We start from the raw sequence: 26,623 nt of genomic DNA, 5'->3' as shown, positions 1-26,623 counted from the left end.
GGGATGCCCTTAGGCTTCGCTGTCTTCCTCAAACCGGCAGAAGTAGGATACCCTGTCGACCGCGCCGTTTGATGAAGGAACATTGCGCAGGATGACAGTGATCACTGAGCTGTCCGCAGGCGCGACGATTGTCCCCTCTATCGTGACAGTTGGATGGTCATCCGGGACGAGTTCAAAGAGGTTCTCGTCTCCACGGGTCTCGCCGAACCGTACCGTCCCGGCATCGTAATCGCCTTCCGCAGCATAGGTGGGCTCCATCCTGCTTTGATCCAGGAACAGGTAGAATTCCACGTCCGAACCAAACGGCGCGCGGCCCCAAAGCCATGCCTCGGCCTTTTCACGGGAGGGCCTCGTAAGCCGCACGAGCGCGTCGCAATCCGCAGAGGAAGGCACTACCCCTCGCTCTGGAAACCATAGGAAGACACCGGTCGGCACTTTGGCCGCAGCCGGTGCAATGCTTGCAAGGGATGCCCCGAGAAGGAATCCGAACAACTGCCATGGCCAGGCTCGTCTGGTCCGCTCAATCCGAAGCATCTGTTCCTCTTGCCTCCAATCCGGACCGAGGGCCAGGCCTATGGAAGTGTCAGCCTCGCAATCACGGGAAGGTGATTTGAGCCGAACGTCGGTCCCATCGCCAGTCTATCCAGGCCCACGGCCGGCGACAGTACGATGCGGTCGATCGGCGTCCCAAGCTGCGTCAACGATCCAAACCTCATACTGAAGCGAGTGGGGCGAGGCCACCAACGGGATTCCGTCGTCCTGTATCCTGTAGAGGACAACAGGTCTTTGAAGAAGGGCGACCACGACGGGGTGTTCCAGTCCCCCGCGACGACAACCGGGGTATCACGCTGTTCGGATCTGAGCGCCTGTGCTAGGTCGCGTAGGTAGGCCGCCCGCTCGCGCCACATGCGCGGACTCCTTGGTGTCTGCGGGTGAACCGCATACACGATCAGAGTCCGGTCTCCCACGGCCAACACGTACCGCATTGCATAGCGGCCGCCCGTGTCGCTGCTTTCGGGCGAGATAGTTCTCGCAGCCAGGATCGGGAATCGGCTGAACAGCTTCATGTCGGTGTTGGCATGAAGGGCGCGACTGCTTTCGAACGGCCACCGGCCGCTCGCAGCCAATGCGTCCTGCCATCGCGGGGTCATCTCCTGCAACACCAGGATTTCGGCATCCGCTACGACCGGAAGAGCCAGGAAATCCGCCGGATCGGGATTGTCGACATAGACGTTGGCACTCACGATCGTAAAAGGCACGCCGCCTTGTGCGGGCGCGGGTACAGGCAAGAAAAAGAAGGGGGATAGAGCGCTCAACAATGCAAATGCCCCAAAGACCGCTGTGGCCAGGTGGCGGAAGAGCAAGCTCAATATGAAAAGGCATATTGCAAAAAGCAGCATGTGTGGTCGCAAGAAATTTGCGAGGTCCGCACTCCACATTGTGGTCGAGAGAAACATTGATCCTAATGATGCTACGGAAAACCCAGCACAGAGGACCGCCACGACGACGTTCCCGGCCTCGCGAAGTCCGTCTTTCACAGTCGCATCGAGCATTCTTTGGCCGCAAGACAGTCGGGACGGATCAATGAATAGTTCGTCCTTCTCGCCCTTGCCAGTGAGTCAAACTAACGCGGGCCAGGGTCTCTGAACGCTCTTGAACCTCTAGCACCTTGAGATTGTAGGCTATAGGCGAAGCAGCCGCTTCGAGCGGCTGACACTGAACGTGCAAGGGTCGTTCCCCCCGTGCTTCAACAGCGATCGAAGAGGTTCGGATGTGCCAGCCGACAGTTTGAACGGACATATTCTGGTAGTTGACGACCATCAGGACATTCGAGACCTGGTAGCAGGGTTGCTCGCCAAGGAAGGATATCGCGTTAGCGCCGCCGCAAACGGGCGACAGATGCGTCGCCACCTGATCGAGACTAGCGTCGACCTTGTGGTTCTGGATCTCATGTTGCCAGGCGAAGACGGACTCACGCTTTGCCGCGATCTCAGAGCCACGACCAACATTCCAGTCGTAATGCTCACGGCCAAAGCCGACGAATTTGATCTCGTGCTTGGTCTTGAGATGGGCGCTGACGACTATCTGACGAAGCCATTCGGGGGGAGGGAACTGGTTGCCAGGATTCGCGCAGTTCTTAGAAGGACACGATCGGTGCCAACGGGTACTCGAAGCCAAACGGCGTGCGTGTGGCGCTTCGGCCGCTGGACCTTCGATACGTCGACACGCTCCCTGAAGTCGACGAACGGCGCGCTGCTGTCTCTAAGTACTGCCGAATTCAACCTGCTGAGGGTGTTTGTTGAGCGACCGCAGATCGTTCTAACCCGTGATCAGCTCTTGGATTTGACGCGGGGCCGCGAATCCGAATTCATTGATCGGAGCATAGACACCAGAATCAGCAGACTACGCCGGAAAATAGAAGAGGATCCCCAAAACCCTCAAATCCTTAAGACAGTTTGGGGCGACGGCTATGTTTTTTCCGCCGACGTGTCCCGTGGATGACCGGGTTGCTGCCGAAAAGCCTTAGCGGTCGGACTGTCGTCTTACTCGTGTCCGGCCTAATTGCGACCCATATCGTGACCTTGCTCGTGCTATCGGAAGATCGGGTGGAGTCGCTTACGCGTACAGAAGAGCAGCACATCGCGCAGCATATCGCATCCATTGCAAATATCGTTTCAAATGTACCAAATGAATGGAGGGATCGCATCGTTCGTTCTTCCGATGGCCACCTGTTCAACGTCAGAATAACTGAGACCAGCAGCAACAAGACGATTCAATCCACAGGCACCAGCACCAGCACGCTGGGCGACCTCTTGCTACGACAAGTTCGACCCAACACAAACGAGCCGATATCAGTAGACATAAGTGATGTTGACCCCGGCAACACGGCGCCTGCGCGGGATAGCTGGCGACGGTGGCTGGAATCCCGACTTAGTCGCCTCGCCTACGGGCACGACCGCGACCAAGCCGTGCTGGTCTCCATTCCGCTCTCAGAAGGTCAAAGGCTCAGCTTCTCAACCTCGATGCCCATGGCTTCGGCGCCTGGGTGGGAGCGACAGCTGGCAGTTACCGGCGCGTTTCTGGTTATCGTATTGATGCTTTCCCTGTGGGCCATCAGGAAAATGTCGAGACCACTTGCGCTGTTTGCGAACGCCGCCACTACGTTCGCTCGGAATGTGTATGCACCATCCTTGCCCGAGACTGGGCCGAGTGAGGTTCGGGAAGCGGCCCGGGCATTCAACAATATGCAGAAGCGGGTGCTCCAGACGATCGAGGCGCGCGCCTACATGCTCGGATCCATCTCCCACGACTTGCGCACGCCGCTGACGACAATTCGTCTTAGGGCCGAGGATTTGGCCGATTCGGAAGCACGGCGTCGAATCCTCGCCTCGATTGAGGAGATGGACACGATGCTCGCTTCAACGTTGACGTTTGCACGCGAGGGCACAGCGCAGGAAGAGCTCCAGGCGACGGACATCGGATCTCTTCTGGAGGCGATCTGCAGCGACTTTTCGGACACCGGACATCAGGTCACATTGGTCGTCAATAGCACCATCGTTGCTGCTTGCCGCCCGTTAGCGTTGAAACGAGCTCTTTCCAACCTTATCGACAACGCTCTCAAGTATGGAGAGCGCGCTAATGTCGTCGCCAACGTCAAGGACGGAATGATCGACATCAGCATTACAGACCAAGGTCCTGGTATTCCAAGTGAGGAGCTGGAGCGCATATTTCAGCCGTTCTACCGCCTTGAGAACTCAAGGAACCGCAACACCGGCGGTATGGGCTTGGGACTGGCTATTGCCCAGATGGCCGTGGACATGCACGGCGGATCTATCCAGTTGGAGAACCGCAGGGAAGCTGCAGGTCTCTGCGTACGGGTACTGCTGCCGATGGGAACTAACGCCAACAAAGACGAACCCTACCGGAACCGTCGATCACGTTAGCTCAGACGCAACTCCTCGCCGGCGGCCACGCCGGAATGCTCGCCAGCGCCTCATGCCGACTTATATGGACCTAATAGAGCGTGACGGTGACGAACTGGACAACTCTTTCGGAAAATTATTGCAGAATGTGTCGAGGCCACCGTCGTGAAAGATTTCGCCATACCGCGACGGGGTTACGACGAACTCCCGTAAATTATGTCGTGTACGTGCCATCCAGCACTGTAGTTCTCCGCTGAACGGTATCCGGGGAGGACTGCCATGGGTCGATCTTCGACACTGGTGGTCTTACCCCGCCCTGCTTCGACTATTTCCGTTCAAGGAGCGTTACGGTAGCCAGACTTTTTCCTTGTCGCGAAAGTCGAGAGGCGATGGATCGCAAAGAGCGCACCGTATTCGTTACGATACTCATCAACGGCCTGCTGATCCTGTTCAAGTTCTGGCTCTCGACAGCCTCGGGAAGCCTGGCTCTTCGGTCAAGCGCCATCCATTCCTTGGCAGATCTGGCGATCGGCGTATTCGTTTTGATCGGTTTGTTCTTGAGCCGTACAAAACTAGCCGCGGCTGCTCAACACGGCGCTCGTGCCATGGAAAACTGGGTGGCGCTCCTGGTCTCGGCCGCGATCTTTTATGTCGGGTTCGATATCGTCGGAGAGGTCCTGGCAGGCGATCCGCCCGATCTAAGAAATCTCGGGCCAATCACTCTGGCTTCTTTGGTCACCGTCATCGTCGCTTACGTCATTGCCCGCTACAAGCTTTACGTAGGTCGCCAGACGGATTCCCCCGCACTCATAGCCAGCGGATATCATTCCCAAGTCGACATCTACGCATCGATCGTCGTCGTTGCTGGCTTAGGAGGTGCCGCCCTCGGCCTGCAAAACCTGGACACGGCAGCCGCGGCCATCGTCGTCGTCATGATTTTTCTTTCCGGGTTCGAGATAGCGGCGGCCGCGATCACTGCGTTACGAAATCGCGAGCAGCTGCAGGTGGAAGGCGAAAACGCACACGGCCATGTCCATAGTCGCGGTTGGTTACGCGTGTATGCCCCTATTTCCGCGCTCGCATTGGTCGGGCTCTATTTCCTCACCGGCATCTACACGGTCCAACCGGGAGAGGTGGCGGTGGTGAGGCGATTCGGGAAGGTGATCGAAGAGGCCGGGCCAGGGATGCACTATCGTTGGCCGAACCCGGTAGAGTCCGTTGATGTGGTCGCCCTCGACTTGGTGCGGCGGATCGAGACGGGTCCTCTCCAGATGCTGACGGGCGACGAGAACCTTATCTCTGTGCGGGCCAGCCTTCAGTTTGCAGTCGGTGATGCCTCTGCATTCGTTCTTAATGTGTCTGCTCCCAACGATCTCGTCCTACAAGCCGGTGTGGCGGCTTTGCGTCAGAGCGTCGGCGAGGAAGCCGTTGACGCAGTTCTCACAGTCGACAAGACCGCAATACAAGAAAAGGCCGTTGGCGCTGTACAGGCGTCGCTTGATCGCAGCGCCTCGGGTATCCGCGTTGTCGGCGTGCAGTTGCTCGAAAGCGCGCCTCCTCAGGAAGTCGCTGACGCATTTCGCGACGTGGCAAGTGCCCGGGAAGATCGCAATACGTTCGTCAACGAGGCGCTTGCCTATCGCAACGAAGTTCTTCCCACCGCGCGCGGCGATGCCGACATCATGCGACAGACAGCACAAGCATACGCAGTTGAAAAGCTCGCTGCATCCGCAGGAGACGCGGCGAACTTCGAGGCGCGGCGACAGGCCTACGCAGCGGCGCCCGATATCACCCGCCAGCGACTCTACCTAGAAGCCGTCGAGAAGTCGCTGGCAGGCTCGAAGAAATTTGTGATGGACCCGACGATCACATTACAGTCGACCGATCTTTGGATACCGCAACAGGGCAAGGCACAATTGCTCCCCCCAATACAATAGTGACGGGCGCGAGGACGAATATTCCATGAAACCACTTCGAATTACCGCCCTGGGCATCTTGGGCCTTGGCTTCCTGGCAGCAACATTGACGCTCTATCAGGTCGATACCACCGAATATGCGATCGTGACGCAGTTCGGGCGACCCGTCCGCGTCCTGGAATATCCCGGTCTCTACATCAAGGCACCCGACCCCATTCAAAACGTCCTGAAGATCAGCAAGCAAATCCAAGTCTACAACCTCCCAAAAACGGAGTTCCTGAGTAGAGACAAGAAGAACATTATGGTGGAGGCCTACGCAACCTGGCAGGTGACGGATGCACTGGCGTTTCTCAAGAACGTCAACAATCTGCGCGGCGCAGGCACACAGCTGAACGATATCATCAAGGCGGAGCTCGGAGCTGCGCTGGGCCAGGTCGAGCTTGGCAGTCTCGTCACAGTCGACGCGTCAGAGGCTAGCCTTTCGGATACTTTGAACGCCGTGAAAGAAAGGGCCGCAGCACGCACTGGAGCATATGGCTTCACCGTTACGGACGTCCAGCTCAAGGAGCTCACATTCCCAGAAGCCAACCTGACAAGCGTCTTTCAGCGCATGCGCTCGGAGCGAGAGGCGATCGCCCGACAATTCCGCTCGGAAGGTGCGGAAGAAGCAGCCCGGATCCGAGCGGAAGCCGACACAGAGAAGGCGAAGATTCTCGCTACGGCGAACCGCGAATCGGCAGAGACCCGAGGAACGGCTGACGCGGAAGCGATCGCGATCTATGCGAGCTCTTTCGGCAAGGACAAGGATTTCTACCGGTTTACCCGAACGCTCGAAGCATACGACAAGTTCATCGATGAAGGCACGACGCTAATTTTGCCCGCCGACTCAGACCTGCTTCAATATCTCGATCCACGAAATGCCCTGAAGCTCCCTTCATCCGCAACCGCAACCGCACCATCGTCGAATGAGTCGCCCGAGGTTGCCGTCGGATCGGAGTTCAATAAATGATGGACGAGGAGGTCCCAGCATCACCCAGAGCAAAAACGACGGACGACCCTGGAGGCCGTACAATCGTTCACAACATCGCGACCAAATCGATGCTGCTCGCTCGCTCACTTGCCGAAAGCGGACGTTTCGCCCTGGCTGACCTCAAAGTGTCTCTTGCCCACTTGAGACCAGGCCCTCTGCTGTTGGGCGCCGTAACGCTGATCGGCGTCGGCTATGCCTTGACTGGTGTCTATTCCGTTGCGCCGGGAGAAGCCGCGGTGGTGCGTCGCTTTGGTGAGATCATCCAACCCAGCGTTGAGCCGGGCCTCCACTACCGGCTTCCGTGGCCGATAGATCGCGTAGATATCGTCGACGTAACCAGCGTAAGGCGTGAACAGGTCGGCATAAGCGCTCCCGAGGAAGAGCACATACATCCGGAACCTCCGACAAAGCTACAAACACTCTCCGGTGATACCAATGTGGTCGATGTGGAAGTCATCGTCCAATACCAAGTTAGCGTGCCCGCCGACTACATCACAAACGTCGAGTATGCCCCCTATCGCATTGTGCGGGACGCGTTGCGAGCGTCTGTGACCAGGCTTGTAACACGGCTGCCGGTCGATGCGTTGCTGACCAGCGGGCGGCAGTCCTTGCAACAAGCTATCCGCGAGGAGACACAATCCCGCTTGGACGAATACCGTACCGGCCTCGTTATTGTCGGCGTCGACCTGCAGAAAGCGTTCCCTCCGGCAAACGTGGCGGACGCTTTCACAGCGGTCAACACAGCGCGCGAGGAAAAGGCCCGGCTGATCAATGAAGCGCGGGGCTATGCCAACAGCCGCCTACCGGAAGCCAGGGGTCAAGCACAGCAAGTGCGGGCGGAGGCCTCCGCCTACAGGTCCCGAATTCTCGCAAACGCGAGTGGCACCGCACGCGCATTCGACCTTCTTTGGGATGAATATCGGAAGAACGCCGAGGCGTACGGCGAAGACATAACCCGATATCGGATGTATCTGGAAAGCATCGAAAGGATCATGCCCCGTGTTCAGGTCTATGCACTGGACAACGCCAACGGTGGCACGTTCAACCTCAGACTCTATGGCGCCAAGAATGGCACGACCGAAGAGGCATCGCGCTAACCATGGCGGATGGATGGCGGCAGAGCTGGTCCGACTTCCTCGATAGCCTCCGAGGAAAGCAATCGCGCCAGACCAGCGAACCTGCAACTGAACGACAGTCGGAATCGGAGACAAAGCCGCCCGTTCCAATCACGTCACCAAAGCCAATCACAGCTAGCACATTTGCGGCGACTACCCATGACGAAGTAACCGGATTCACTTCCCATTCCGCATGCGATATCCCGTCAGAGAGAAACGGGCCGGCCGAGACAGCCCCATCTGAGCAGAATCCGGGGAGACGACTGACACTAGGCCAGTATGGGGCCAGCGTTCTCGCGATCATAGCCATTCCCGGCACGCTACTGTTCGTTTCGTCTGACTACTTCGCCGACATGGCGCTTCCATCACCTCCGGCGCCAAATGTGGTCGCGACCTTCGAAAGTGGTCAGATAACCCTCGAAGACATCGAATCACATCTGGACGTGCTGTTGTCGTCCAATAGCAGTCCAGGCACCATGTCGCAGGACATGCTCCTGGAAACCGTGGAAGACCTCGTATCGGATCAACTTATCCTGCGATGGGCAGCCAATCGTAAACCAGAAGCCGACGAGAGCTTCCAACATGCGGTCAAGCATATAAATGAGAACATAAGCCTTGAATCTTTCGCAAACCAACTCCACACCGAGCGGATTTCAGTCTCGGAAAGCAGCATCCGCGATTACTTTGACAAAAATAAAGGACGATACGAAGGACGCACCTTTGCCGACGTCCGCGACGAAATACGGCAGGCCCTTGTCGCCGAACAGGAACCGGCTTTTGTTGAAGGCTATATAGAGAAGCTACGAACGAGCGCATCGGTCACTCGCAGTTTCGAATTGCTTGATGTACCTTCTCCCACGCAGCAGGAGCTTGAGAGCCACTACCGGCAGAACGTCGATCAGTTCAAGATCCCGCGCCGCGCGATCGTTGATGAGTTGGAGTTTCCCGTATCGGAATTCGGCACGAACGCTCAACGGGAGGCTGCCAATGCCCTGCTGAGCCTCCAGGGTGGGGCAACATTTCCTGCGACAGCCGCCCGGTTCTCGAAAGCGCGTTTCTTACCCAGTGCTGAAGTCACCGAAGGCAGTAGAAATTCCGATTGGGACACTAACGTCTTCACATTGGTTGCCGGCGAGCTGGGAACGGTGTTTCAGGCGGGGGGGTCCTATTTCATCGTTCGCCTTCAGCAAGTCATTCCCGCCGGTGCGAAGAGCTTTGCAGAAGTCCGCTCGGAAATCGTCACGGCCGTCAGCGCACAAAAGGAACAGCGATGGTTTGCCGACAACGGCGAAAAGACGCTCTTCACGATCAAAGGGCAGCGCTACAGTCTGCGTGATTTTTACAGGGAGTACGAGGAAGCCGCACTTCGCGGCCAATTCGCTGGAGCCGAAGGCATGAAGCGCCTGGCGAACGCGTTGATCGATCGCATGCTGCTGGTATCGGACACCTACGACAGTTTGCTCGATGTCGCAGACAAGCCGCTTGCGGACGAGACCAGACTCCGTCTGCTACGCCAAATGATGGAGCAGGAAGAGGTAGACGACCGCATCGATGTTACCGAAGAGCAGATCAAGGTTCTTTACACAGAGAACAGCAATCGCCTTGTCAGCCCACCGAAATCAAAAATCCGCTACATCCGCATCGGCTTGGGATCAAACGAGGATGAGGCAAAGCGGTCGCGTGAACGCGCAGATGAAGCCTATGGAAAGCTGACGGGAGCCGACCCGGCAGCAGCAGATTTCGCCTCAGTGGCCCAGGAATATTCCGAGGATGTCGAAACATCTTCTAGTGGTGGAGAATTTTCCGAATGGATCGGCGAAAGCGGGGACCCGTTTAGCGAATTGATGAGCCATCCGTTCCACGAAGCGATCCAAGGCTTGCAGCCTGGAAAGCCGGGCAAACCTTTCGAGCTAGGGGGCAGCATCTACATCGTTGAAATCAAGGAGCGGACTGCACCGCAAAAGCTCACAATTGACGAGGCTAGACCGTACCTTAAAGAGTACCTGACCAACCAACAGCATCGCACCATGGCAGAGGAATTACAGAGACGCCAGCTGCAAGAGGCAAAAGTCCAACTGTATCCTCAGGTACTGGAAGAATATCTCAAAAGCACGGCCTCGAGCGAATAGCTGCTCCAATTTTCCCTGCTTCGCCTTGCCGCGAAAACGCTGCGTTAGAGCGAGCACGTTGCGACGGCGAAGATTTTCTGAAAGCCCCTTGACCCTCTAGCTACTACAGGTCCTATCTTCCGGTCCCTGCGAGACAGGAGACACCAAAATGACCGCTTCAGGGCGCCGCACCCGCTTTCGGGTTGAAGGTATGGATTGCGCAAGTTGCGCCGCGAAGATCGAAAAGGCGGTTCGACGCACGCCGGGTGTGACAGACGTCAATGTATCTGTCGTCGCAGGTACAATGAGTGTTCAACATGGTGACGAGCTCGATCTCGACTCACTGAGCCAGAAGGTGACCCGACTAGGCTATAAGGCAACCCGGGTCGGCGCGACCAAGAAAACGATGCCGGTGGCTCTGGCACAGAGTGGCGACCGCAAATACGATCATGCCAACGATCACGCGGTGCACGATCATTCGGACCACGACCACGCCGGACACGTGCATGATCCGAACTGCAAGCACGATCATGACCATGCTGGCGCGGGGAATGATCATTCGGGCCACGACCACGCCGGACACGTGCATGGTCCGAACTGCAAGCACGATCATGACCACGGCCACCCTGGACACGATCATTCAGTTCACGACCGCAGGGCGCTTCATCCGAATGAGGATCCAACGCCGGCCGCCCAAAATCAGACTCGTTTTCGCATTTCTGGGATGGATTGCGCGAGCTGTGCGTCAAAGATCGACACGGCGGTACGACGGATGCCGGACGTCACCGACGTCAAGGTTTCGGTTGTCGCCGGCACAATGACAGTCATGCACGGAGTCCAGGCTGACATTGACGGGGTTGCTCGAAAGGTGAACAGCCTTGGCTATAAGGCGGCGCCGATATTGGCCGACAGACAGACGGCGCCCGCCGCAGTCCTCGATTCCGCACAAAGTATCGCGGCGTCCGGCCCGCCTGATGCCTTGGAGGGGATGCACGGACATGATCACGGACCGCAAGACGGGCCGTGGTGGAAGACATCCAAAGCGCAATTGACCATCGTCTGCGGCCTCGCCCTGGCGGTCGCCTTCGGCCTTTCGCAGTTCCTTCCGCAGACCCAGCCCTGGGGCTTCATTATTGCGATGGCGGTGGGCCTCATACCGATCGCAAGGCGCGCCTTGTCCGGCGCGATGAATGGAAGCCCGTTCACCATCGAGACGTTGATGACGATCGCGGCGATCGGAGCGGTCATCATCGACGCGGCCGAAGAAGCCGCCGTCGTTGTCTTCCTGTTCCTCGTCGGCGAGCTGCTCGAGGGAATAGCGACGGGTCGGGCACGCGCCAGCATTCGTGCCCTGGCGGCCCTGATGCCGAAGACGGCGCTTGTCGAGCGCGATGGAACTACCGAGACCGTGCCCGCCGACAGCCTTGCTGTCAACATGATCGTCCTTGTCCGGCCCGGCGACAGGGTGCCTGCCGATGGCGTCGTCGTTTCCGGGGAAAGCGCCGTCGACGAGGCGCCGGTGACCGGCGAGTCGGTGCCGAAGCGCAAGGAGACGGGCGACAATGTCTTTGCGGGCACGGTAAATCAGGAGGGCGTGCTCAAGGTGCGCGTGACGGCATCCGCCGCCGACAACACCATCTCCCGCATCATCGCACTGGTGGAGGAGGCCCAGGAGTCAAAGGCTCCGACCGAGCGCTTCATCGATCGCTTCTCGAAATATTATACGCCCGGCGTGATGGTTGTCGCCGCGCTGATCGCGATCCTGCCGCCATTGCTGGCCGGCGCCGAATGGAACACCTGGATCTACCGGGGGCTCGCGGTGCTCCTGATCGGCTGCCCCTGCGCTCTCGTCATCTCAACGCCCGCCGCGATCGCCGCCGCACTCTCCGCCGGCGCGCGCCGTGGCCTCCTCATGAAGGGCGGCGCGGTGCTGGAGAACCTCGGCAAGGTGAACTACGTCGCGCTCGACAAGACGGGGACGCTCACGGAAGGAAAACCGAAGGTCACCGACATCGTCGGCGTCGCCCGGGACCAGCGCGAAACATTGAGGCTCGCTGCCGCGCTTGAGGCGGGATCGAGTCATCCACTTGCAGTCGCCATCCTGGCAAAAGCGGCCGACGAGAAAGTCTCGATTGCCCAGGCTACCGACGCAGGCGCCGTCGGCGGCAAAGGCGTCGTCGGCACCGTAGACGGCGTGAGACTGTTCCTGGCTTCGCCTCGTGCAGCGGCTGAAGAGGTCTCGCTGGATCAGCAACTGCTGATACAGATCGCCGGGCTGAACGACGAGGGCAAGACTGTCTCTGTCCTGCTCGCGGACAAGGAAGTGGCGGGGCTTTTCGCGATACGCGATGAACCGAGGGAAGATGCAAGGCAGGGAATAGCGGCCCTGCACGATCTAGGCGCCGAGACGGTCATGCTGACCGGCGACAACCAGCGCACGGCAAAAGCGATCGCCGCATCGCTCGGCATGGAAGCGCGCGCCGAACTGATGCCTCAGGACAAGCAGAAGATCGTCGGTGAGATGCGCGCGAAAGGGAAGTTCGTCGCCAAGGTCGGCGACGGCATCAACGACGCGCCCGCACTCGCCGCCGCCGATATCGGGATCGCCATGGGCAGCGGCACCGATGTCGCGCTCGAGACGGCAGACGCGGCCGTCCTTCACGGCCGGGTCAAGGACGTGGCCAACATGGTCATGCTGTCGCGCCTTACGATGCGCAATATCTTCCAGAATATTACGCTCTCGCTCGGCCTCAAGGCCGTCTTCTTGGTGACGACGGTCCTTGGTGTAACCGGCCTGTGGCCGGCGATCCTGGCCGATACCGGTGCCACAGTTCTGGTGACAGCCAATGCAATGCGCCTGCTCGCATGGAAAGGCCTTCAAGAAACATGATAGCACTGTGCATACAACGAAGTGTTCCATGATGCACACGCTACAACGACACGATAAAACCTCGACGCGACGAGATCAGCCGGAGTAAGGTAGTTGTCTTCAGTTCTGAAGCTGACAGTACAAATCGCCCTTTTGCTGACTGCGACATTGTACTCTACAGTATCGGTAGCGCACAAGTTCTCGCAAGGTGATCTCAGAATCGACCATCCATGGTCACGAGTCATGCCTTCTGCCGCCCCCGTTGCCGGAGCCTATCTGACGCTGACGAATTCAGGGGCTGCACCAGACACGCTTACCGGCGGCTCGACACCGATTGCTGACCGGATCGAAGTCCACCAGATGACCATGGGCGACGGCATAGGCCGCATGCGGCCTCTTCCGGAAGGAGTTGAAATCGCCGCGGGCGCCAAGGTCGAGTTGGCACCCGGGGGGATTCACCTCATGCTTATCAACCCCAGCCAGCAGTTGATCGAGGGGAACAGCTTCAAAGCGACGCTGCAGTTTGCCCGGGCCGGGAGCGTTGAAGTCGAGTTCCTCGTGCAGAGGAATGTATCGGCAGAGACGGGAAACGGCACCGAGCACGAAGGCCATGGTTATGACGAAATCGGCGGTGTTCGCTATTTTGATGACGCAATAGGCTACAAGCTGCAAAGCGATGCTGAATAGAATGACGAACCATGAAATCGAAGAGCGCAATAGCTGGTGGTTGTTATTGGCCTGGATGATCGCAGTAGCAGCAACGCTGATTGCGTTGTTCGTCGGCGAGATATTGGGTCAGGCACCGTGCAACCTGTGTTGGTTCCAGAGAGTGTTCATGTTTCCTCTGCCGATCATCCTGGGTATAGCGGCCTTCAGGGCTGATTCTGCTATCAGGTTTTACGCGCTTCCCCTCGTCGGAATCGGCGCAGCTATCGCCGCCTTCCATACTTTGATTTATTTCGGCCTGGTCGAAGAGGCGATAACCCCTTGCACCCGCACCGGGCCATCATGCGCTGGAGAAGCCATGACGATCCTCGGCACCGTACCTTTACCGCTCGCCTCGCTGCTCGCCTTTGCGGCGATTGGCGGCCTTCTCTTCCTGTGCCGCGCGGGAGTTTACCGATGAACCGTCGCCAGTTGATAGTCGTTTCTGCCGCCGTCGTCGCCGCCGTCATCTTTGGAGGCTCTGCTTTTTACTATAACCAAAGCGGCGTGAGTGACGCCGCGGTGGCAACTGACGATTCCCGAAGTCTCGTCAGGGAACATTCGCCGATAATCGGTCCTGCCGACGCTCCTGTCACAATCGTGGAGTTCTTTGATCCCTCATGCGAAGCCTGCCGGTCGTTCTACCCGCTGGTGAAGAACATCCTCGCCCAATATCCGCAAGACGTCCGTCTCGTGCTGCGATACGCCGCCTTCCACGACGGGTCGGACCAGGCGGTGGGGATCCTCGAAGCTGCACGGAAGCAAGATCTTTTCGAGCCTGTACTGGAGGCTTTGCTAGCCGCACAACCAGATTGGGCACCGCATAGCGGACCGGTTATTGAAAAGGCGTGGCAAGCCGCCGCCGCTGCGGGATTAGAGCTCGAACGTGCACGGTCGGATGCATCTTCAAGCGAGGTCGCATCGATTCTCGATCAAGAATCGAAAGACATAGACATCTGGCAGGTTGAGCAGACGCCCACGTTCTTCGTCAACGGCAAGAGCTTGCAAACATTCGGTCCGCAACAGCTCACCGATCTCGTCTCGAGGGAGGTTGAACTCGCACGGAATACGCAATGAGTTTCGCTTCGGGGTACGAGCATGCGACAAGGGTGCTAGAATCCCGCCTCTGACGGGTTTCGCTGCCATGACATGAAGACGGGGCGGAGACATTGGCTCGAGGCCAGCGCATAGTTGCAATCGACATTTCGCGGGGACTGGCGATCGCCGGCGTAGTCCTGTTCCACATCGTTTGGGATCTGGAATTCACCGGCCTCATCAGCGGCGTCGCTCGCCATCCGATCTGGTTGGCTTTTGGACGAACCCTCGCCAGCACATTCATGTTTCTCGTTGGTATCAGTCTCGTGCTCGCGCACCCTGACACCATTTGCATCAGAGCTTTCGCCCGACGCTTGCTCACGATCATCGCTTACGCGGCAATCATTTCGATCGTCACATGGTTCGCCTTCCCCAAGAGCTTCATCTATTTCGGCATCCTGCATGCAATCGCGGCGGCCACGCTTTTAGGCGCATTGTTTCTACGCAGCAGCGTCACGGTCTGTTTGGTTTCGGCTGTGGTAATGATCGTACTGCCGTTCATCGTGGACGCGCCTGCATTCAACACACGATGGCTTGCCTGGATCGGTTTTGCCGGGCAACCACCGCCCAGCAACGATTTTGTTCCCATCTTCCCATGGGTTGGCATAACGCTTCTGGGCATGGCAGCGGCGAAGCAATTCCAATTTCACAAGGGTAGAAGGTTCGCGTCAACGTCCGACCCGCAAGGCCTACTGACCAGAGTCTTGGTCTGGATGGGAAACCGGAGTCTGCTGATCTACCTCCTGCACCAGCCTATTCTGTTGAGCGTTATCGTGCCCCTCTCCTGGGTTCTGCCTACCCAGCAATGAGATAGAGGAGCAGAAAGCGTCCTTCGCCGTTCTTGTCGCCGCTTTACTTTCACGTTTTCTATGTCAAGTCGCGAGCGTATTACATATCGCAGAACTCTCGAAATTCGCTACGCCATAGGAGCGGCGAAAAAAAACGTCGCAGGTTTGGCGTCTTTTGCTATTCAGCGTCAGAAGGCCTTCCGCGCGTCGCGCATAGCTGCCCAAGGCGCCGACTGTAAGCCTGTAGTTGAACAACGTTGAGACCTCCAGGGTCTGGATAACCTCACGGGTTGGCCCTCGGGAATTTGGGTGAAATACTAGGCACAAAGCGATCGGAGGGGGTGAGTGATAACGGGATCGAGGAAGCTGCCGTCGCAGCATGTGACGATACGCGTGCCCTGGCACGACGGAGGCTGGAACGGCCGCGTGTGCGTTGCTCCTTCGGCAAACACTTCCTGCCTCGCCCTGAGCCGGATCGCCGCGGGAAAGCGCGACGACCAGGATGAGCATGCCGGACAGCTCTTCGAGGAACTGGATGCCTCGGTCATGCCGCCGTGCGTTGACGAGCGGGTGAGTTTCATGGCGGACCATGACATCATCCTGAAGAAGCAGCATCCTTACAAGTCCTCGAGCCCCGAGAGCCATGGCCACTTCGGCGAAACCACGCTCCGGCTGGAGGCCTTCTCGGCCGCGTGCATCCCCTTCGGATGGATGCTGAAGTCGAACGTGGAAGGCGACGAAAAGTCGGGGGTGGTCGGGAAGGCGTCTGCGCTGCGCCTGGGCTATGAGCCGGAGCGCGAACCCGAACTTTCCTTCGAGACAGGCTGGGTCCAGGACAAGACAAACCAGCTCGTCATGCTGGACACGTTCTTCGGCGCACTGGAGCCCGGAACCTCCCTCTGCTTCTTCTATGCGAAGAAGACGCCGCTTTCCGACAGCGCCAACCGCGTGATTATCGGCGCGGCGCGCGTGAAGGGTATTGGCCAGTACACCGAATACTCTTACGACGCACCGGGCGACCTCCAGGGCGTCCTTTGGGAACGTTGCGTTCGGCACAGCCTGCGCTCTGGTGGCGCGGACGGGTTCCTGATGCCATATTACGACGTGCTCGCCGCTGCGGACGCCGACCCCGGGATTGCGCTCGAGGAGTGCGTCGCGTTCGCGCCCGATGACCAGTTCGATGCCTTCTCCTACGGGTCGGAGCATCTGGGTCACGACGGCGCCATCGCGTCGCTCCTCGCCTGCGCCGGCGCGCTGAGGGCGTCTGCGAAGGTGATCGAGGCGGACATATCTTCCGCGCTTGCATGGATCGACCGGGAGGTCGCCCGCCTTTGGACCGCCAGGGGAATCCACCCCGGGCTCGGCAGCGCGCTGGCAGCCTTCGGGCTTGAGCACGGGGCGCTGCTCGCCCACGAGATCGCGAGTGCCGGAAGCAAGGAGGGCGACGTCTTTGACGCCTTCTCGTTCATCGATGGGTTCGTCGCTGCGCCGAAGTCTTTTCCTCAAGCGGAGTCGTTCGGCTTCGGATCCACGTACCGCGAGAAGTGGCGGGGGCTGGCCAAACCTCGACGGCAGCTTCTCGACCTTATAGCCCGGTGCAGCCTCACCCCCGATCAGGCGCTCAGGGCATATCAACCGAGCAAGCGCGCCTACTCGGAAGAGACGACGGACGCCGAGATCCTGGCGAACCCCTACCTGTTGTTCGAACGGGACGAAGCCGCGGCCGACCGCACGGCATTTGGCACAATCGACCGTGGCGTCTTTCCGCCCGATGCCGTGCGTGCGAAGGCCCCACTGCCGCCAGGCACAGCGATGAGCGACGGCATCGATCGCCGCCGGGTGCGCGGTCTCGTGACCGAGTTGCTCGAACGAACGGTACAGCTGGAGGGCCACACCCTGCTGCCGCGAAGCTGGATCGTGCGACGTGCGTTCGACTCCTCCCTGGATCCGCGCTGCGCCGTCGACGAGGACGTTCTCGACATGGCGCCGGCCTATCTCGCACAGACTCTGGAGGAGGCGAAGACATCGGGGGGCGAGCCTGCGCTGAAGCTGAGGCGCTACGGGCTGGCCCGCACCGCGATCACCAGCGCTGTGCGCAAGCGGGTGTCGGGCAAACGGCATGCGCTCGCCCACGACTGGCGCGCGCTGGTGGACGCCGCGTTGCCCGCCGTTGACGCCGGTCCTGAAGCCGAGACCGAGAAACTGGCGCGCCAGGAGAAGACGGCCGCGCTCGAACAGCTCGCATCGGGGCGCTTCTCAGTGCTGATCGGTCCCGCGGGCTCTGGCAAGACCACGCTGCTTAAGGTCATCTGCGACCTCCCCGAGATCGCCTCGGGTGGCGTCCTGCTGCTCGCGCCGACAGGCAAGGCGCGCGTTCGACTGGAGGAGGCCACCGAGCGCCTGGGCAAAGGCATGACCCTCGCCCAATTCCTGCAGCGATACGAGCGCTATGACGGCTCGAGCGGTCGCTACTACCGTAATCCGGGAGCCCCACGCGAGAAGGGCTATCGCTCCGTGGTCGTGGATGAGTGCTCGATGCTCACCGAGGACCAGCTTGCGGCACTCATAGATGCGCTCGAGGGGGTCGATAGGCTCATCCTGGTCGGCGATCCGCGCCAGCTCCCGCCGATCGGCGCTGGCAGGCCATTCGTCGACATCTGCCGGCATCTAGCGCCCGATGACACCAAACCGATGTTCCCGAGAGTGGCTCCGGGATATGCTAAGTTGACGATCATCGGACGGCAGCGTGGTCACGACAGGGGCGACGTGCTGCTCGCCAGACAGTTCAGCGGTGAACCCTTGGATGCAGGCGCCGACGAGGTCTGGGATGCCCTGCAGCTGGGCGCGCTGTCGCACGTCCGAACCGCCAGGTGGGGTCTGCCCAGCGATCTGGAACCCGCCCTGGCGGAAGAACTGGTGCGAGGGCTGAAGCTGGCGGACGGAACGGATCAATCCGGCTTCGAGCGGAGCATCGGCGGCAGCGAGTGGGAGGGCCACGTTCTGTTCTGGGCGCGGCGATTCGGCGAAACCGAAGGCGGCGCGGCGGCGAGCTCACACGACTGGCAGATCCTGTCGCCGGTTCGTGCGGGTCTATCCGGTGTCGAGGCCATCAACCTGGCGGTGCAGCGCCGCTTCCGGAGCAAGGTTCGCGAACGGGCGCTGACCAGGTACGCCAAGATCCCGAAGCCAGCGGGGCCGCAGGGCGTGCTCTGGGGCGACAAGGTCATCAATCTGCGCAACAACGCGCGCCGACGCACCTATCCGCCCCAGGAGAAGCCCTACATCGCGAATGGTGACATCGGCGTGGTGGTGGGAGGCTATAAGACGGCCAGGATGAGGTTCCGTCCCAGGGACCTTGAGGTTGAGTTTGCTAGCCAACCTGGGATCAAATTCACCTACTATGCGAGCGAGTTCTCCGGAGAGGAAGGCTCCCCCGATCTTGAGCTCGCCTATGCGCTAACCGTGCACAAGACCCAGGGGAGCCAGTTCGGGCGATCTTACCTCGTACTTCCGCGCAATTGCCGCCCGCTCTCGCGGGAACTGCTCTACACCGCCCTGACCCGGCACCAGCACGAACTGGTAATTCTTCATGAGGACGAACTGGGGGCTCTACGCCGCTACGCGGATCCGTCGGCGTCCGAGATCGCGCGCCGGATGACCGACCTTTTCACAGATCCCGGACCGGTCGAGGTCAAAACGAACTCGGGGCCGCGCTTCCTCGACCGGCACCTTCTGCACCGCACCAGCAGGGGCGAGTTCGTCAGGTCGAAGTCCGAACTCGCGATCGCCGAAAAGCTGCACGGCATGGGCATCGCCTATGTCTACGAGCAGCCCGTGCTTCTCGGCGGCCAGACCCGCTGGCCCGACTTTACGATCGCCAACGACGAGTCAGGCGTCACCTATTACTGGGAACACCTGGGCATGTTGTCGGACCCGCAATATGCGGCGCGATGGCAGACCAAGCGAGCTGCCTATCTCGCGGCCGGCATAAGACCGATCGAGGAGCGCGCGGGCGGGGACATCCTGATAGAGACGCGCGAGCTTGCGGGCGTTGGGCTCGACATGGGTGAGGTGGAACGGCTCGCGAAAGTAATATCATCTTAAAGTGTAGCTGGCCACGAGTTGGCCCCCATCCCCCGGGTCGGCCGCGAGCGGCGCGCCGATCAACGAGGTGACATGCGCCCCTTCATAGTCGGGAAGGGGCAGAGCCCGTGTCCGGCATTTTGGATTGCAGACTTCTACAGCCTGGCAGTGGCGTTTTCCCGTGTCCTCCGAGTGCGGTCGTACCGAGGATCGCGCCGGTATCGCTGGTCTCCAGAACGTCAGCTGGCATCCGCAAGCCCTGAACATCAACACAATGCTCCTATCGGCACGACGCTGAACGCGATCGTCAGACTCCATTAGGCGTACGCGTCGGTCTGGTCCGGCACCCCTCACGGAGCCCGCTGATGCTTCGCCGTCACGGCTGGTGCAGACAGAGGCAGAGGTGGGGCCGGGAGGCGGCGGCGGGTTGGCGGCCGGGAGAGAGGCTTCCGGCGCCCGCCGTGGAGCAAGTCCCATGACACAGATGGAAATTCAGGTGCCGACACGCGTCGCGCGCAATGGCTACAAGGTCGACGTCAACCGCGGCCAGCGCATCGGTCGCGTTTCGTCGGAATGGTTCAACCGACCCGCAGACGAGCGCTTCCTGTCGCTTGGCGATCTGCACACTTCGGTAAAGCGAAGGTCTGAACGCAGCAAGACGCGCATCGTCGAGAGCGAAGCCATCCGCGTCGAAGCAGCCCGTGACAATCCCGAACGGCTGACGTTGGCACTGCCCGGTGCGCATGAGCCGGTAGCGCCGACACATTGGAGTTTCGGCCAGCTCGCCAGCCTTGTCGGTGCGCCCGCGGCCTATCTTCGCCAACTGCCAGCGCCGCTTGCCGCCATCAACCTGCAATACGGCCTTTCCACGCACCGTGCCGAGCAGGTCAAGACGCTTGAGATCGAGAACGGTCGCCTTGAGCTCAGAGCGGTGACGGGTCCCGACTACGGGAGAATTTTCGACCACGAACTGATCGAGGCGGTGCAGAAAATCGCTGGCAACGGCACGGGCGACACGCGTTGGAAGGTGCCCGGCGTTCTTGACTGGGCGACCAGCATCTACAACCCGAATGTCGACATCTCCAAGGACACCACGACGCTCTACGCTTCGGATCGTGATGTCTTCGTCTTCCTTGTCGACGATCTCAACCCCATCGAAGCCGGGCGGCTTCCCAACGGCGACCCGGATCTGTTCTTCCGAGGCTTCTATGCCTGGAACAGCGAAGTGGGCTCGAAAACGCTCGGAATCGCGAGCTTTTACCTGCGCGCAGTTTGTTGCAACAGGAATCTGTGGGGGGTCGAGGATTTCCAGGAGATTACCATCCGCCACTCCAAATATGCAGCCTCTCGCTTTGCTGTCGAAGCCGAGCCCGCGCTGATACAGTTCGCGGAATCCTCACCCATGCCCTTCGTCAACAGCATCAGAAGCGCGCGGGAACGCATCGTCGCCCGGGACGATGACGACCGCCAGTCTTTCCTGCGCAAACGCGGCTTCTCGAAGGCCGAGACCTCGAAGATCATCGACACCGTGCTGAACGAAGAAGGCCATCCGCCGGCCTCCGTGTTTGATTTCGTCCAAGGCATTACCCGGGTCGCTCGCGACAAGGAGCACCAGGACGTCCGGCTCGAAATGGAAGGCAAGGCCAAGAAGCTGTTCGATCTCGCCAGCTGACCCCTCATTCGCCGGCGATGCGTGCAACGCGCCGGCGGTTGTCCCGCAATCGCCGTTGACGGCGCCGTCCTCCAAGGCCCGGGGACGGCGCCTGTCGTCGTGACGGATCCTGCGTCGGGAGAATGGCCCCCGGCGGTCCGTCGCGGAGCAACCCCGATGGATAAACCTTTCCCGAACCCGATGCCCCTGCTCACACCCGAACTGAGCGAGCGGCTCCTCGCCAATGGCCGCCAGTCCGGACTCGACCATATTCCGCTCGTCAAGTTCTTCAATCCGGTCGGTATCGGCACATGGCTTGCGACCGAACTCGATTCAGACGGCGACACCTTATACGGCCTTGCGCAGTTGAACGGCGCCCCGGAACTCGGATCGTTCAGCCTCGAAGAGTTATCTTCGCTATCCCTGCATATCGAGCGCGACATTTTCTTCTCAGGCCAATTCCCGATCTCGGCCTATGCCGAGGCCGCTTGGCAGGCCGGCAGCATCACAGCCGCCATCCGCATCCTTTCAACCGCGGCACGGTCAAAAGGGGAGCGGAACTGATGCGATTCCGCCCCTGGCCGAAACCGGAACCCTATCGCGACACAACCCGCAAACGCGCTGCCTTCAAGCGTAAGCAGCGTCTCGAACAGCAGGCTCTCCCGCTCTTTGCCGAAATGATCGCGGCGGGACAACACAGCGTCGATGAAGAGATGGCCCGCCGCCATATCTGGTGGGATGAGCGCGAACGTGTTCAGCGCGCTGCGCGTGCTGCCCGCTGGCGAAAGGCCCGGGCCCAGCTTTTCGCATTGCCTGATGTTCTTCGCTGCAGGGTGCGCAACCTCTGGCGGACTTGTCCCTATCCGGCAGATCCGACCTGTCTCCTCGATCTTCTTCACCAGATCGCCGTCGGGCGTGTCGACCCACGTCACCCACCTTGGGTGTTCGACGGAAAGCTGACGGCACGAACCACGCCCAATCCGGCGAATTTCGATGAAGCCTTCCGTCAGATCGGGCAACGAAAAGTCGGCGGCGGCCCAAAAACCACATCCGCCGACGAATTCCTGTTTTGCGGCAATCTCGGGTCCGGGATCCTGTTTCTCCGCACACGTGTGCGGCTCAACGACCCGCATGAGAGCTTCTACACGTCTTCCAATCATCGGCTGCGCGACTCCCATGTCGGCCGCTCGGGTCACTGGATCGACCTGGAGGTGCGCGGAGACTGCACGGACGATGAGCTCGAGCTGATCCGATGCCTCGCCCAGGAAGCCGACACCCGGCCAGTCGTCGTACGCCGTGTGGCCAAGCTGACAGCCGCGACTGAGAAGGTCGAGCCATGACGTCGCCCCTGTTTCCACCCAAGCGATTGCTCATCCTCGCTTGCTCGACAACCAAACGCCACGACGCTGGACACATCCCTGCAAACGTCCGCTATGACGGCCCGCTTTGGCAAACACTTCGCGCGGCCGACCCCAACGGAACGCGAGCCAGCGTCGCCTTCCTGTCAGCGCACTACGGCTTTCGTGATGCCACCACGCCCATCGCGGACTATGACGCGCGGCTTACGCCTCATCTCGCCGAACGCATGATTGCCGGCGGCGTCACCACGCGCTGGCCCCGCCCTCGTCGGAAAAACGGCCCCGATAATTCCGGCATGCATGCAAGTGCCGAGATAGCCTCGATGTCGCTTTATGGACGTGAACCATTCCGCGATGTCGCTCTGGCAGGCGGCGCTCTCTACCTGACCGTGATGCGCACCTTGCTCGGCGAATTCCAGCGAATGGGATGCGTGCTACCTGACGCCCGCGTCTTCACGATCAATGGTGCGATCGGCCGAATGCGGCAGGATCTGCGCTGCTGGCTACTCGAAACCGAGCCGACACACGCAGGCACGCCATGATGAGCCACCCCGAAGCCTGCACGGCGCTGACCCGTATGGAAGCACGTCTACACGAAACTCGGCACAGTCTCTACGAACTTGAGCGATCTTTGCGTGATCGTGCAGAAACCGAGGCCATCCATTCACGACCGAAGCAGCACCGGTACAATCGCCGCATGTCGAACTGGACCGGTGCCGACGAGGACGCCTATCGCCGGGTCCTCGACCAGCTGACCGACAACGCCGCCGCAGATCTCGATCGGCTTCGTCGCAAGGTCGAGCGGCAAGATGCTGCTATCGAGACGATACGCCGAAAGTACCGCGTCAATGCCGCGCGGCCGAACTTCACGCCTTTGTAGATAATGCATCGCATTTCCTTGCGTCATATTTTTCGAACATTCGCGCCTCCCCCTCGTGTCCAAGGGGGCGGCTTTCTTCCGTGACGGCTCTGCAGGCCGGGACCTCTCCCGCCAGCCGTCGCGGAGAATCGCTATGACATCCCCACAGAAATCACCATTCGACTACACTGCCGACATTGCCACTGCGCTAGCTACCGAAGGAGGCCATCTTTCGATCGGACCTGGCGGCTTCACGCTGCACTATCGCGAAGGGGCTATGCTCTCAGGCTATGGATGCGAGGCCATCAAGTCCCAAAGCATCGAAGCCGGTCTACCAGTGATCGACAGTCGCAATGTCGATCTCGACATGGTCTTGCAACTCACACTGCACGGTCCGTTGGTTGCTGTTGGCCGCGAGCCCGAACCGGCTCCCTGGTACGGCCTCTCCTATGCACCGCTTGAAGCCGTCGCCGCAGCCTACGCAGCTGCGGGCGCAGAGATCTGGAACATCGAAGGAATAGAGCTTTTCGAGGCGGTCGCGAAAGGCAGCACCGTCCCATGAGCAGCCGACCCATTTTGAAGCTCTACACCACCATGCCTGAATTCGAACTGCTCCATAAGCGGCACGATCGTACCCGCAGCACGAGCAGAACAGTCACCGTGGACCGCCAAGCGCAGATCCACATACTGATGGACCATGCCCGCATGCTCGAAGCGCTGCGCAAGGCTGGGCGCGTCGATATCGCGGCGCCGGACGAGTAGATTTCCATCCGGTAAGATTGCGCCTGTCGATCCCCACCTCCCGGTCTGCCTCCCCCAATCGTCACCATGCGGCTGCTCCAACCGGCGGGCGGCGGCGCTACGCCGAGAGGCAGAGGGTGGAGGGGAGGGTTCCTGACGGGTTTGGAGGTTCGGGGAGAGGCCCCGTGCCGCCCGTCATGGAGACCCTGACCATGGCCAAGGCCAATCAGAAGATCATCCTCAATCCGGCCGAAAACATTCCCTTCGACCTGCTCGACCTGTCGCAGAAGAACGTGCGCCAGATCGTCAATGGTGTATCGATCCCGAACCTCGCCGATGACATCGCTTATCGCGGCATGATCGAGAGCCTTAACATTCGTCCGAAGAAGAACGAGAACGGTGAAGAGACAGGCCGCTACGAGGTTCCTGCTGGCGGGCGTCGCTACCGGGCGCTCGAACTCCTCGTGCGCCAGAAGCGCATGGCCAAGAACCAGCCGGTCCCGTGTGTCGTCAATCGCTCCGAGCGCACAAGCATGGAGGACGACTCGCTTGCGGAGAATGTTCACCGCGAGAACCTGCATCCACTCGACCAGTATCGTGCGTTCAAAATCCTGAGCGACCAGGGCAAGGATGTCGAGGAGATCGCTGCGCGCTATTTCGTGTCGACGCACACGGTGAAGCAGCGTCTGAAGCTCGCCACCGTTTCTCCCAAGCTCCTGGATCTCTACGAGCAGGAGGAGATCAGCCTCGACCAGCTCCAGGCCTTTTCCGTCTCCGATGATCATGCCCGTCAGGAGCAGGTCTGGGAGCGCATTTCCAGCAATCCTCACATGCAGGAATCCTACTACATCAGGCGCCTGCTGACGGAGACCACGGTTCGCGCTGACGATAGGCGGGCCGTCTATGTCGGCGCCGAAGCCTACGAAGCCGCCGGCGGCGTCATCCTGCGCGATCTCTTCGAACAGGATTCCGGCGGCTGGTTCCAGGATGCTGCCCTTCTCGAACAGCTCGTTTTCGAGAAGCTGAAGGTGGACGCCGAAGCCGTTCGCAATGACGGCTGGAAGTGGGTCGAGGCGGCGATCAGCTTTCCCTATGGCCACACCTCCGGCATGCGGCGCATCTATGCCGAGCCTGAGGAGATGAGTGCCGACGAAATCGCCCGGCATGACGCGGTGAAGGCAGAGTATGACGCGCTCGACGCCAAATATGCCGAGATGGAGGATGCCGACCAGGAAATCGAGGACAAGCTCGACCAGCTCGGCACTGAACTCGACGGCTTCAACGACCGCCCCTTCGTCTACGACCCGGCGCAAAAGGCGATCGCCGGCACGTTCATCACGCTTGCCGCCAATGGCAAACTTCAGGTCGAGGCCGGCTTCATTCGCGCGGAGGACGAACCGCGGGTCGAGACGGGCGATGATGAGGAGGCAGGCGAAGGCGAGGACCTCGACACCTCGTTCGGAGATGAGGACGAAGACGACGAGCATGCCGTCGTGGTCAACGGCCAGCCTCTTGGTCGAACCACCGAATCCGCCGAGGAGCCGGAGGATGACGGCATCAGGCCGCTACCGGATCGCCTCATCGTCGACCTGACCGCGCAGAAGACGCTGTCGCTGCGCAACGCGCTCGCCAGCGATGTCGACACCGCCTTCGTGGCGGTCCTGCACGCTCTCGTGCTGCAGGTGTTCTACCGCCACGCCAAGAACAGCTGCCTCGAGATTACCCAGACGAGCAACAGTTTCGGCCAGGTCCAGGGTCTCGCCGAAACTCCCTGGGCCAAGGAAATCGCCGAGCGTCATGAGGCATGGGACAAGGAGATGCCCGACAGTCCAAATCTCTGGGGCTTCTTGCTGGGTCTCGACGAAGCGAGCCGAAAGGCACTGTTCGCGCATTGCGCCTCACTCTCGCTCAACGCGGTCGTCGAGCCCTGGAACAAGCGACCGGGAGCGATTGCCCATGCCGATGCTCTGGCAGCCACGATCCAGTTCGACATGGTCGCGGCTGGCTGGGAGCCGACCGTCGACAACTATCTCGGCCGCGTAACCAAGGCCCGGATCGTTCAGGCAGTGCGTGAAGGCCGTGGCGAGGATTCCGCGCAACTGATCGACCACATGAAGAAGGATCTCATGGCCCGTGAGGCCGCCCGTCTTCTCGAAGGATCGAACTGGCTGCCCGAACCACTGCGGCTCGAAAGCGACGATGCGATCGCAGCTTCCGATACGGCGGTCGAAGAGGCTGTCTCCGACGAGGCTGACATCGGTGATGATGCGGCCGAACTGCCCGCCTTCCTCGCAGAAGATGCCGATCCGTCAGTCGACGAGCCCGTGGCCGTCGCCGACGACACGGCTGATCACCTCCAGGCAGCCGAATAGTCGCCCACTC

22 protein-coding genes are annotated in these 26,623 nt (G+C 60.1%); 20 read left to right on the top strand and 2 right to left on the bottom strand.

What is annotated here, in order from left to right:
• Nucleotides 1–9: 9 nt before the first annotated feature.
• A complete protein-coding gene (locus GGR00_RS17570) occupies nucleotides 10–534 on the bottom strand; it encodes a hypothetical protein (RefSeq protein WP_184700174.1) in 525 nt (174 codons plus the stop codon).
• A gap of 38 nt (nucleotides 535–572) precedes the next feature.
• Nucleotides 573–1,400, bottom strand: coding sequence for an endonuclease/exonuclease/phosphatase family protein (locus tag GGR00_RS17565; protein WP_246441441.1), 828 nt, complete (start codon nucleotides 1,398–1,400; stop codon nucleotides 573–575).
• A 373-nt stretch (nucleotides 1,401–1,773) separates the two neighbouring features.
• On the opposite strand from GGR00_RS17565, the gene GGR00_RS17560 reads away from it, so the two are divergent.
• The 20 genes from GGR00_RS17560 to GGR00_RS17465 all read left to right on the top strand — a co-directional run bounded on the left by GGR00_RS17560 (nucleotide 1,774) and on the right by GGR00_RS17465 (nucleotide 26,613).
• Nucleotides 1,774–2,502, top strand: coding sequence for a response regulator (locus GGR00_RS17560; RefSeq protein WP_184700173.1), 729 nt, complete (start codon nucleotides 1,774–1,776; stop codon nucleotides 2,500–2,502).
• A complete protein-coding gene (locus tag GGR00_RS17555; protein ID WP_184700172.1) occupies nucleotides 2,499–3,944 on the top strand; it encodes an ATP-binding protein in 1,446 nt (481 codons plus the stop codon). Before GGR00_RS17560 ends, GGR00_RS17555 begins: the two co-directional genes overlap by 4 nt.
• Nucleotides 3,945–4,312: 368 nt before the next feature.
• Nucleotides 4,313–5,860, top strand: coding sequence for an FtsH protease activity modulator HflK (hflK, locus tag GGR00_RS17550; protein ID WP_184700171.1), 1,548 nt, complete (start codon nucleotides 4,313–4,315; stop codon nucleotides 5,858–5,860).
• A gap of 25 nt (nucleotides 5,861–5,885) precedes the next feature.
• On the top strand, nucleotides 5,886–6,848 hold the full coding sequence (hflC, locus tag GGR00_RS17545; RefSeq protein WP_184700170.1) for a protease modulator HflC: 963 nt from the start codon (nucleotides 5,886–5,888) through the stop codon (nucleotides 6,846–6,848).
• Nucleotides 6,845–7,966 (top strand): FtsH protease activity modulator HflK, encoded by a 1,122-nt coding sequence (gene hflK / locus GGR00_RS17540; RefSeq protein ID WP_184700169.1) that lies wholly within the window; start codon nucleotides 6,845–6,847, stop codon nucleotides 7,964–7,966. The genes hflC and hflK (GGR00_RS17540) overlap by 4 nt, the downstream gene beginning before the upstream one ends.
• A 401-nt stretch (nucleotides 7,967–8,367) precedes the next feature.
• Entirely contained in the window at nucleotides 8,368–10,113 is a 1,746-nt protein-coding gene (locus GGR00_RS17535) for a peptidylprolyl isomerase (RefSeq protein ID WP_343065577.1), read from the top strand.
• A gap of 148 nt (nucleotides 10,114–10,261) precedes the next feature.
• Nucleotides 10,262–12,982 carry a heavy metal translocating P-type ATPase gene (locus GGR00_RS17530; protein WP_184700167.1) on the top strand — a complete coding sequence of 907 codons (2,721 nt, stop codon included), beginning with the start codon at nucleotides 10,262–10,264 and terminating at the stop codon, nucleotides 12,980–12,982.
• 93 nt (nucleotides 12,983–13,075) lie between these two features.
• The gene (locus GGR00_RS17525) at nucleotides 13,076–13,648 is read left to right on the top strand and encodes a copper chaperone PCu(A)C (protein WP_246441439.1); all 573 of its coding nucleotides are present in this window, start codon (nucleotides 13,076–13,078) and stop codon (nucleotides 13,646–13,648) included.
• 1 nt (nucleotide 13,649) lies between these two features.
• Entirely contained in the window at nucleotides 13,650–14,087 is a 438-nt protein-coding gene (locus GGR00_RS17520; RefSeq protein ID WP_246441438.1) for a disulfide bond formation protein B, read from the top strand.
• Nucleotides 14,084–14,743: a DsbA family protein gene (locus GGR00_RS17515; protein ID WP_184700165.1), complete on the top strand. Its 660-nt coding sequence runs from the start codon at nucleotides 14,084–14,086 to the stop codon at nucleotides 14,741–14,743. The genes GGR00_RS17520 and GGR00_RS17515 overlap by 4 nt, the downstream gene beginning before the upstream one ends.
• 92 nt (nucleotides 14,744–14,835) lie before the next feature.
• Complete coding sequence (locus tag GGR00_RS17510) at nucleotides 14,836–15,570, top strand: heparan-alpha-glucosaminide N-acetyltransferase (RefSeq protein WP_184700164.1); 735 nt, start codon at nucleotides 14,836–14,838, stop codon at nucleotides 15,568–15,570.
• 324 nt (nucleotides 15,571–15,894) lie between these two features.
• A complete protein-coding gene (locus GGR00_RS17505; RefSeq protein ID WP_184700163.1) occupies nucleotides 15,895–19,653 on the top strand; it encodes an AAA family ATPase in 3,759 nt (1,252 codons plus the stop codon).
• 454 nt (nucleotides 19,654–20,107) lie between these two features.
• Nucleotides 20,108–21,304, top strand: coding sequence for a DUF932 domain-containing protein (locus GGR00_RS17500; protein ID WP_184700162.1), 1,197 nt, complete (start codon nucleotides 20,108–20,110; stop codon nucleotides 21,302–21,304).
• Nucleotides 21,305–21,484: 180 nt separating this feature from the next.
• Entirely contained in the window at nucleotides 21,485–21,847 is a 363-nt protein-coding gene (locus GGR00_RS17495; RefSeq protein WP_184700247.1) for a DUF2958 domain-containing protein, read from the top strand.
• Nucleotides 21,847–22,623 carry a hypothetical protein gene (locus GGR00_RS17490; RefSeq protein WP_184700161.1) on the top strand — a complete coding sequence of 259 codons (777 nt, stop codon included), beginning with the start codon at nucleotides 21,847–21,849 and terminating at the stop codon, nucleotides 22,621–22,623. Before GGR00_RS17495 ends, GGR00_RS17490 begins: the two co-directional genes overlap by 1 nt.
• Nucleotides 22,620–23,183, top strand: a complete 564-nt coding sequence (locus tag GGR00_RS17485) for a hypothetical protein (RefSeq protein WP_184700160.1) — start codon at nucleotides 22,620–22,622, stop codon at nucleotides 23,181–23,183. Before GGR00_RS17490 ends, GGR00_RS17485 begins: the two co-directional genes overlap by 4 nt.
• On the top strand, nucleotides 23,180–23,521 hold the full coding sequence (locus GGR00_RS17480; protein WP_184700159.1) for a hypothetical protein: 342 nt from the start codon (nucleotides 23,180–23,182) through the stop codon (nucleotides 23,519–23,521). Before GGR00_RS17485 ends, GGR00_RS17480 begins: the two co-directional genes overlap by 4 nt.
• 133 nt (nucleotides 23,522–23,654) lie before the next feature.
• Nucleotides 23,655–24,062, top strand: coding sequence for a hypothetical protein (locus GGR00_RS17475; protein WP_184700158.1), 408 nt, complete (start codon nucleotides 23,655–23,657; stop codon nucleotides 24,060–24,062).
• On the top strand, nucleotides 24,059–24,262 hold the full coding sequence (locus GGR00_RS17470; RefSeq protein ID WP_184700157.1) for a hypothetical protein: 204 nt from the start codon (nucleotides 24,059–24,061) through the stop codon (nucleotides 24,260–24,262). The genes GGR00_RS17475 and GGR00_RS17470 overlap by 4 nt, the downstream gene beginning before the upstream one ends.
• Nucleotides 24,263–24,453: 191 nt before the next feature.
• The gene (locus GGR00_RS17465; RefSeq protein WP_184700246.1) at nucleotides 24,454–26,613 is read left to right on the top strand and encodes a ParB/RepB/Spo0J family partition protein; all 2,160 of its coding nucleotides are present in this window, start codon (nucleotides 24,454–24,456) and stop codon (nucleotides 26,611–26,613) included.
• Nucleotides 26,614–26,623: the final 10 nt, after the last annotated feature.

The sequence above is a fragment of the Aminobacter aganoensis genome (assembly GCF_014206975.1).
Lineage (GTDB): Bacteria > Pseudomonadota > Alphaproteobacteria > Rhizobiales > Rhizobiaceae > Aminobacter > Aminobacter aganoensis.
The sequence above is the reverse complement of the archived record's forward strand: the minus strand, read 5'-3'. Positions and strand labels throughout refer to the sequence as shown.